General features: G+C 34.9%; 8 protein-coding genes. 7 read left to right on the forward strand and 1 reads right to left on the reverse strand.

All coding sequences use genetic code 11. The annotated features are described in order from the left end of the window. Positions 1–4: 4 nt before the first annotated feature. Positions 5–979: an McrC family protein gene (locus G466_RS22945; protein WP_308427558.1), complete on the forward strand. Its 975-nt coding sequence runs from the start codon at positions 5–7 to the stop codon at positions 977–979. Positions 980–1,047: 68 nt separating this feature from the next. Here the strand turns inward: G466_RS22945 and G466_RS0120980 are convergent, their stop codons facing one another. Further along, entirely contained in the window at positions 1,048–1,842 is a 795-nt protein-coding gene (locus G466_RS0120980; RefSeq protein ID WP_026815378.1) for a phospholipase D family protein, read from the reverse strand. 445 nt (positions 1,843–2,287) lie between these two features. On the opposite strand from G466_RS0120980, the gene G466_RS0120985 reads away from it, so the two are divergent. From G466_RS0120985 to G466_RS24210, 6 genes are all read left to right on the forward strand, one after another. Further along, complete coding sequence (locus G466_RS0120985) at positions 2,288–2,647, forward strand: hypothetical protein (protein ID WP_026815379.1); 360 nt, start codon at positions 2,288–2,290, stop codon at positions 2,645–2,647. Positions 2,648–3,593: 946 nt separating this feature from the next. Continuing rightward, a complete protein-coding gene (locus tag G466_RS0120990; protein ID WP_026815380.1) occupies positions 3,594–4,529 on the forward strand; it encodes a phospholipase D family protein in 936 nt (311 codons plus the stop codon). 172 nt (positions 4,530–4,701) lie between these two features. After that, the gene (locus G466_RS24560) at positions 4,702–5,088 is read left to right on the forward strand and encodes a hypothetical protein (protein ID WP_229797250.1); all 387 of its coding nucleotides are present in this window, start codon (positions 4,702–4,704) and stop codon (positions 5,086–5,088) included. Positions 5,089–5,131: 43 nt separating this feature from the next. Continuing rightward, a complete protein-coding gene (locus G466_RS24565; protein ID WP_229797251.1) occupies positions 5,132–5,422 on the forward strand; it encodes a hypothetical protein in 291 nt (96 codons plus the stop codon). Positions 5,423–6,038: 616 nt separating this feature from the next. Beyond that, positions 6,039–7,781 (forward strand): autotransporter outer membrane beta-barrel domain-containing protein, encoded by a 1,743-nt coding sequence (locus G466_RS0121000; protein WP_026815381.1) that lies wholly within the window; start codon positions 6,039–6,041, stop codon positions 7,779–7,781. Positions 7,782–7,850: 69 nt separating this feature from the next. Then, positions 7,851–9,131, forward strand: a 1,281-nt coding sequence (locus G466_RS24210) for an autotransporter outer membrane beta-barrel domain-containing protein (protein WP_169720781.1), incomplete at its 3' end; no start/stop codon positions are given.

A 9,131-nucleotide genomic window follows, 5' to 3' on the forward strand; every position in this document is an offset into this window, starting at 1 on the left:
AGAGGTGTTGATCCATATGCTGAGGGTTACAAGACGCCTAAAGGTGAATAAGGTGGGGCAAGCCAGAGTAAGCAAACAGCAAATTCATTTGTTGGATATTTATTTTGAATGGTTTTTAAATGAAGTGGAACTCTTGGTAAGGCAGGGGCTTGTTAAGAAATATCGCACTAAAAGTGATAATGTAAAGGCATTAAAAGGGAAGCTAGAGTTTGCTACCCATCTCAATAAAAACCTCATTCACAAGGAGCGATTTTATACCACGCATCAGGTATATGATTATGACCACCAGATCCATCAGATTTTAGCATTGGCGCTGAATATCATCAGCCAGTTTTCAGCGGGTACCTATCTATATTCTAAATGTAAAAGGGTTCAGCAAGAATTTCCTGAAGTCGCCCCTATTGCAGTAAATGCTGCTACTTTTAATAAGCTAGTTATTAATAGGAAAACCAAACCCTATGGCACAGCGTTGGAAATTGCGCGACTCATCATATTGAACTTTGCTCCCAACATCACTAGTGGAAAGGAAAACATGTTGGCGCTGCTTTTTGATATGAATAGTCTATGGGAAGAATATGTGCTAGCGAAATTAAAATCGATTAACATGGAGGGTCTTACCGTAAAGGGTCAAGAATCCAATCCCTTTTGGAATCGCATCCGGATTAGACCAGATATCGTCCTACGGAAAGGGGATAGTACCTATGTTATAGATACCAAATGGAAGAATTTGGGGATCAATAAACCATCCACAGATGATTTACGTCAGATGTACGTTTACAATGAGTATTGGGATTCCAATAAGGCCCTCTTATTATATCCATCCTTAGAAACCCAAAAACCAGATTTTATAGCTTTCGAAGGGGATGCTAATCACAAGTGCGCGGTAGGATGCTTAAATATTTTGAACGGGAATTCCTTAAACCAGAAAATAGGAGAGGAGATTTTAGAGTGGTTTGGGCTGTATAATATTAGACAGTAGAAGTACCGCTAAGGTTTTTATACAAGGCTTTTAGGCATAGAAGTGTAGGGGGGGTATATATGTTTAATTTATTTAACGTAATCTTTAATGAATTTATTCATTCTCTTAATGCCATTTATATAATATTCTTTTTTCTCTTTTTCAGTATCAAAATTTAACTTAGTATTTTCATAGATTGATATTTTATCATAGGGGAAACTACAATAAACCCTGTAGTTTTCCCCAAAATCCTCTTGATAGCGTTTTATATTACTTTTATTTGATTTAATATAAGATTCTTGAAGTGGGTGAAAATTATAGGTAATAAAACCATACCTTTTACTAATTTCTATACCTTCTAAGGGGAAATTCTTTATAGTAAACTCCTGATCCTGATTAATGAAAGTTTCTATTTTTAAATTGTCTTTTTCCTCCTCTGATACCTGAAATGGTTCTTTTTTTACTTTCGCATCTTTTATTATGTACTCTATCTCGTGAATTGTTGAATTGTAAATATCTAAATTATCATTCTTGTCGATAATGGCACCTAATTCAAAATTATTTATTTCGGAATAATCATAAAGGTTCATAGAAGTAATTACACCAAAATTTTCATTAATGTAAACCTTGGCGTGCAAATTGTCGACAAATAAAATTCTACAATGTTTAAGCTTCATTAGTTGGTCTGCTTGCTCTCTATTCATTTCAACTTTACCATAAACTATTGTTATATTTATGCCGTTGTTATCTGCAACTACCAGCCTATCATATAGCGGTTTAGCTATTTTAATATAAGGAGTGACTAATGTTATATTTCGTTTTGCTTCTGTAATAACCTTTTCGATATAATATGAAATTGCTCTGGTGGCGACAACTTTAGACATAGATTACATGAATTATAGTAAGTATATGAATACAACGCTCAAAACCTAAATTTCGTATTGCTATAATTATTAACTCTTTAGATCATTAATCTAATTTAGAACTTATGTTGATAAGGATTTATATCTTGGATTCTATTACTTGTTTAAATAATTTTTGGGTAAAAGTTTAAAATTAAAAATTGACAGACTTTAACAGCGCAGCCTTTATTTTATAAGTCCTAATCAACTACTATTTTAAGGATCCCCCTCTGCATTAACCGCTCTTTAAATTCAGCTATAATTAATTTAAAAAGAGTCCAGTAACCTTATAAAGTAGGTGCGTTAAAAGGGATACGTAATCGATCATTTTTTCTAATGCATAATTATTTTGATGAAAAATGTATGTTTGCAAACACAACTTACCATATTAATTACTATCCCATCTGCGGGTGGAAAAGCATTAACAATGACACTTCAACAATTAGTAGGCGACTATTCCATAATAGGTAAAAATCAAGATGAAACCGACAACACCTATAAAGGAATTCTATCCTTATCCCTGGATGAAAACAATAGAATTATTGCTAAATGGCTAATAAACTCTAACCAGGAACAAAATGGAAATGGCTTTTTTAAAGACAATATATTGGTGATTAATTTCAACTATCTAGGTGATGATAATGGGATCTATAAAGGCGTTGCTGTTTATCGTTGTTTAACTAAGGATGTGTTAGATGGCTTTTGGTCAGAAAAACACGGAAATCTGCTGTATTTAGGGGAAGAACAATGCTTTAGAATAAAGCCTGAAACGCAGTTGTTAGACTGATTAAGAACATATCACTTTAGAGATTTTCCAAATAGGTATTTACTTGGTATTGAATGGTTGTTTGGTATTGTGTGGATGAATAAATAGAGCTCAAAAGGAAGGGAGAAATCATATATTGAAGGTTCCGCAGCATGGAGAGATACAATATAAATGATTGAAATTCCCTTTAGACCTAGGTTTGGCTGTAGTTTGAATTCGACACTATATTCAGAAAAAAGAAAGAAAAACTTAATAAGTAGAGTATTGATCCTCATTATAGGATTTCCATTTCCGCAGAATTGTAAAATGCTTGTAAAAGGAGCAACTAAAGCAGGTTATAATTCAAAATCGTTCTGGTATTATCCTTGAGGGAAATCTGTTACTCACAAAGGAGTTGATGTTTTTGCTAAAAAGGGACGAAAATTAATTTATCTACTACTGGGATAATTTTATAAGCTGGAAAAATACCTGTGGGTGTTAAAATTGTGTTGTTGCTAGGACCAAAGTGGCGATTGCATTATTACGCACATTTGTATGCGTTAAAAATATCTCCTATGTCCATTCGTAAATAAAAAATCTATCCTACGTCCGTTGTAACTAGTGGAAATGCAGAAGGGAAATCGCCAGTTTACAGGATGTTATTTTAAGGAGTATCCAATACGTTTGGTGGATAGATTCGGATAAAAAGGGGTTAGAGAAAAATGTTTTATTTAAACCCAATTTGGATATTTAGAAAATTGACCGATTAAAATCTAGGGATTACTATCTATAGAAATAATAGCCTTAAGGAGTAAGTACTCGTCTTTATTAGAGAGATGATGGGTTAGGGGAGGTTGTTTATTAATATTAAGGATTATCCTTTACCCTCTTGCTTGTAAAAATATAAAATAATTACCTGTACCAAATCTAGAATTTACCCGTTAGTAATTTTCAAGCTTTTGAAATTAACTAAAATCAAAATCCTATTATGAGTAGTTTTTTAACCGGAAGAGAATTAGAAAATAAATTAACTGACATCATTTGGAACGCAAAGAAATACATTATAATTATTTCTCCTTTCATAAAATTGGATACACATATTAAAGAGGTGTTAGAAAAGGTGAAAAGCGCACATGAAATTAACTTGTATGTTTTATTTGGTAAAAATGAAGAATATAAATATAAGAGTTTCAACGAAGAAGATTTTAAGTTTATAAGGGGCTTCAAAAACGTTACAGTACTTTATAACAAAAACCTACATGCGAAACATTACTGTAATGAAAATGAAGGGCTTATAACTTCTTTGAACTTATATGGATATTCGTTAGTCAACAACGTGGAATATGGGGTGTATTTTACCAAAACTCTTAATCCATTAGATAAACTTTTCGAAGAAACAGAAAAATTTACAGATGAACTTATATTTAAAAAAAGTGAAGTAGTTTTTTTAAAAAAACCCCAGTACAAGAAGAGAATGTTTGGCCTCCAAAAAGAATACCAGCAATCGCAAATAATTTTTGATATATCTGAGGAATTTTTTAATGGTAGAAAATATGAATTTAAAACAATTGGAGACTTTGATCTAGATTTTGAAACTTCTGTTGAAAAAAAATATAGAGAAAAGCCTCAAAGAGAGGATGTTACCTTAAAGGAAGAGGATAGTCTAAGTCGGAGTAGAACTACAAATTCTACAAATAATTTATTCATTATAGGGTACTGTATAAGGACTGGTGAAGAAATTCCATTTAACCCTGAACGTCCTTTTAGTTATAACTCCTACCTTACTTGGAGCAGGTATGGGGATGAAAATTTTCAAGAAAATTTTTGTCATTTTTCTGGAGAGCCGTCTATGGGACAGACTTGTTATGCAAAGCCTATTCTCGGAAAAAACTGGAGAAAAGCGAAAAAGGAATATGATTTCTAAAACAATCTTTAACGAGACTACAAGCATATTAAACATAAAAGCAGTTGGATCGTGAAATTAAATTATTAATGCCCTACTATCTGGCTTTTATATATCATTTCATTTTTCCGTTTAATATCAAATAATGATATTGAATTTTACAATAACCCATAACCGATCCAGAAAGCCAATTATGAGAAGATTTACACTTTTATTTTTATTTATTATTACATTCTTAATTCCTAAAAATACGCAAGCTCAAGATACGGGTTCCGTTATAGCAGCTGGTGCAGGAGCCTTACTTACTATTGGAGCAGGGGTTGCAGCTGTAGAGCAGATGAAGGAGCGCGCAGAACTTACAGCAACCGAATGGATATTGGCCAATAATCCAGAGTTGGTCAATTTTTCTTTGAAAACACTGGATTTTAATGGGAAAAAATTAAAAGACATGTCAGAAACGTCTGTTATAACCTTTAAAATACAAGAGTTCGTGCCCACCGATAAACCAGAATTAAACGGTAAAAAACAAGTTTTATTAGGATTTACAAGCTATGGTTGGATTAATGAATATGGTATTTGACAAGATACGTTGGTTCTTAATTGATTCAAATGAATGGATTAAAATGATGACTTCTTATACCAAAGTTGCTTCAGGAGAAGAGAATGACAATTTTGTTAAAGAGCAGTTAAGTAATGGGAAAATTGTGAATAAAGGGATTAAAGTTAAAAGCAAAATTACCATCCCTTTTTATCAACTCTCCGGAGCCATGTATGTAACCACAGACTATTCAAATGACATGAAATTTATTTATAATGAAAGATCATTGGGTATTTTTTTAAAGGAAACAAAAAATTTAATTCAAATAAGAAGAGGAAGTAGTATTGAAATACATGATTTCTTTTTTAACGAATAGCCGATAACTATTAAAACAAGATAATATCTTATTGTTAATTTTAAAGCATTAAATAGCCAGTCTTTTAAAAGTCCGGCTTTTTTTTATAGGACCTGAACAACTTACTTCCTAACCTTCACCTTTCCCATTACCACGCCCGTTTTCCTAAAATCCATCAAACCACATCACCGCCAAACAACACCTCCTCATTCCTTTTAAAAGATCAATAATCTTTTGATCTAGATAATTTGTGCTCGTAGGAAAAAGAAATCACCCTAAATCCTGTCCAGTTACACAAAAAACGAAAGAAATATAGCAGCTCTTTATCTAATTAAATTTCGTTGAAATACCAATCAATCGGTAAAGGGATAAATATGTCCGTTAAGCGACTATGCCCCGTAAAATATAAGCTTACAAGAGATTTAGATAGGTAGATTTTTTTCGTCTCACAACAATATATGCATACTTAGTGCGTTTTATATAAGCGAATATTTTATCAGCCTATACGGAAAGATTTCAATACAACTTAAAATCAAGCTTTTAAGTAAAATACTCCGAATAGCTTTTTAATGATGTTCGTTGCAGAATAATATAAAGGATAACGATGTATGAGTATCCATCACAGATATAATTGGCAATGAAAAAAATAATACTGTTACTATTATTAGTCACAGGTAATTTTCTGTTTGCGCAGGTAGGAATAGGAACCGATTTACCAAACCCTTCTACGCAACTTGAAATTAAATCTTCCAACCGAGGTGTGTTAATACCTCAGGTCCCCCTGACCAGTAACACCGATAAAACTACCATTAGTGCCGGGAACTTGGAAAGCTTGCTAGTTTATAACATTAGTACCACTGCAACCCTTACCCCAGGATATTACTACTGGTACCAAGATAGATGGGAGCGACTGTTGTCTGATACGGATTTGCCAGATTATATAGTAAACTGGGATGTTGCCAATAATCAGTTCACGTATAAGGATACCAATGGTAACCTTCAGAATATTGATATCGCTGGCCTACAGGCTTTAACAGTACTTGAACTAAATGCAGACGGACATACCTTAGAGTACGCGGACGAAGATGGTATAGTGACCAGTATAGATTTGGCCGAGGTTATTAAAAACTTTGAAACCTTAACTACGGTGGTTGCAAATACCGATGGTTCTTTCTCGTTTACCGATGAGCGCGGCAATGCCACGGTAATTGATGTTTCTAACTTAGAGACGTTAACAACCATTGCACTAAATGGGGATAACACTAATCTTGATTATACGGATGAAAACGGGGTGGTAACACAGGTGAACCTAACAGCCCTTGTGAAAAACCTAGAGACGCTAACTACTGTGGCAGCCAATACGGATGGCACGTTTACGTTTACGGATGAAGCCGGACAGCCAACCATAATAGACGTTTCAAATTTACAAACCTTAACTACCCTTGTTTTAAATGCCGATAACACCCATATAGATTACACGGATGAGCATGGCGTAGTAACGCAATTGAACTTAACAGACCTGGTGAAAAACCTAGAAACATTAACAGTCCTGGATTACGATATAACTACTAATAGGCTATCCTATAAAGATGAAAGCGGAGCGATAAAGAACATCAACCTAGGGGTTGGTTCTGTTATTTATGACGGGATAACAAACACCATTACGTATAAGAATGCTAATGGGGTGGATACGGATCTCGTTCTAAACCACACTAATCTAACCTACGATACGGATCTACAAGAATTAATATACGTCAACTCCCTAGGAGTTACTCAGACAATCGGCTTAGCGGCTTTGGTTGCCGCAAACACCATAAATAGGTTGGAGCTAAACAACACCGAGCTGACCAGTACCGTTAATGGGGTTGCTGCTTCTGTTGATTTAAGGGATGTAATACAGGCGGAACAAAAGACCACTACGGTGGTCGATGGGATGAATACCACGGTAGAAAGTGAAACTGTAGGAGACAATATTAATTATAAGGTAAACGTTAATACAGCCTCTGGAGCTTCTTTAGGAGTAGTAAAAGAAGCCGCTACCCAATCTACGGTAAAAATTAACGAAGACGGAGAGTTGTCCATAGATCTTACTAATCTGAATAGGATTGTAGAAACTAGCGTATCCTACACGGTTTCCTTAAAGGACGCCATTATTTTAGGAAATACCAACGGGGGGCATGTGAACATCACACTACCTAATGCCACTCTAGAAAATAAAGGAAAAAGACTGACAATTAAAAAACAAGATGGAAATGAAAATTATTACTTGATGGTGTTTGGCGCTATAGACGGCCTATCAGAATTGTATACAGCATTACCTTATTCCGGTTGGGAGTTGATTTCCAACGGAATAGAATGGAAAATAATAAACAAATTTTAATACCAACTAAATATACCACACCCCTAATACCCAAAGATTATGAAAAAAATAATCCAATCAGTTTTAATTGTGTTTACGTTCTTTGCTACAACGAACGCTATAGCACAGCAAGGTTTTGGAACCAACCAACCCGATAAATCGGCAGCAGTGCATATTCAGTCTTCCAAACGAGGACTTTTAATTCCGCGACTAAAACTAAGTTCTACTACGGTTGCAAGTCCTGTCACAGCTCCGGCTGAGTCCCTATTAGTGTATAACACGGCAACTGCAGGGGATGTGACTCCTGGTTATTACTACTGGCAAGCGGGAAAATGGGTTCGATTTGCAATGGTGCAGGATATTTCTAGTTTAGAAACAGTCACAACACTTACTGACAATGCAAACGGAACGTTTACTTATAAGAATGAAGACGGAGTTGATGTTACGTTTAGCGCTAATACAACTAATGTCACTGTCGCTGATGGAGTGTACACATTTACAGATGGTACTGGAGCTACAATTACTACGATTGACACAAATGCCGATGCGATTATTTACGATAACACAATTACTAATTTATTAGCAGCAGGAAATGTTCAAGCTGCATTAGATGAGTTAGCTACGGATTTAGCCGCTACTGCAGCAGTTTCGGATATTTTAGCTGACAATGGTGATGGTACTTTTACGCATACTGCTGTAAATGGCACATCCGTAACTTTTGATGCGAACACTACAAGTGTTACGGTAACTGATGGTATTTACACTTTCACCGATGCCGCTGGAAATACAATTACATCAATTAATACAAATGCAAGTGCAACTGGATTTGACAATTCAACAAACGGCTTTACTGCGACAGATGTTCAAGCGGCTATTGAAGAGGTCGCTACAACAATCAATACTAATAAAGGAGATTTAACTGTTGAAGGCGGACTAGAATTCTACGATACTACAGATGGAGTTGATAAATTATTAGGAGATGCTAAAATTCAGATTAAAGACGGTGGAATTATAACTAATAAGATAGCCGATGGCGCTGTAACCAACGCTAAGGTTGGGGCTGATGCCATTACGTCTGATAAGATAGCAGATGGTACTATAGCTACGGAGGATTTAGCTGATAAAGCTGTAACTAACGCTAAGATTACTGGTGGTGGTGAAGGTTTGATAATGATTTCTGATGTTTCTGGGAATGTTACTTGGGTTAGTCCAAATACTTTATTAGGACAATTAAGTAGTGGTAACACAACCGTTGTTAGTGGTGCTGGTACTGCAACAGATCCTTATATTGTTGAAGTTAAGGACGGTTCTATTGATACCATTCATTTAGCTAATAATGCCGTTACTTCTGATAAGATAGCCGATGGAACT

The sequence above is a fragment of the Arenibacter certesii DSM 19833 genome, assembly GCF_000429545.1.
Classification (GTDB): Bacteria; Bacteroidota; Bacteroidia; order Flavobacteriales; family Flavobacteriaceae; genus Arenibacter; species Arenibacter certesii.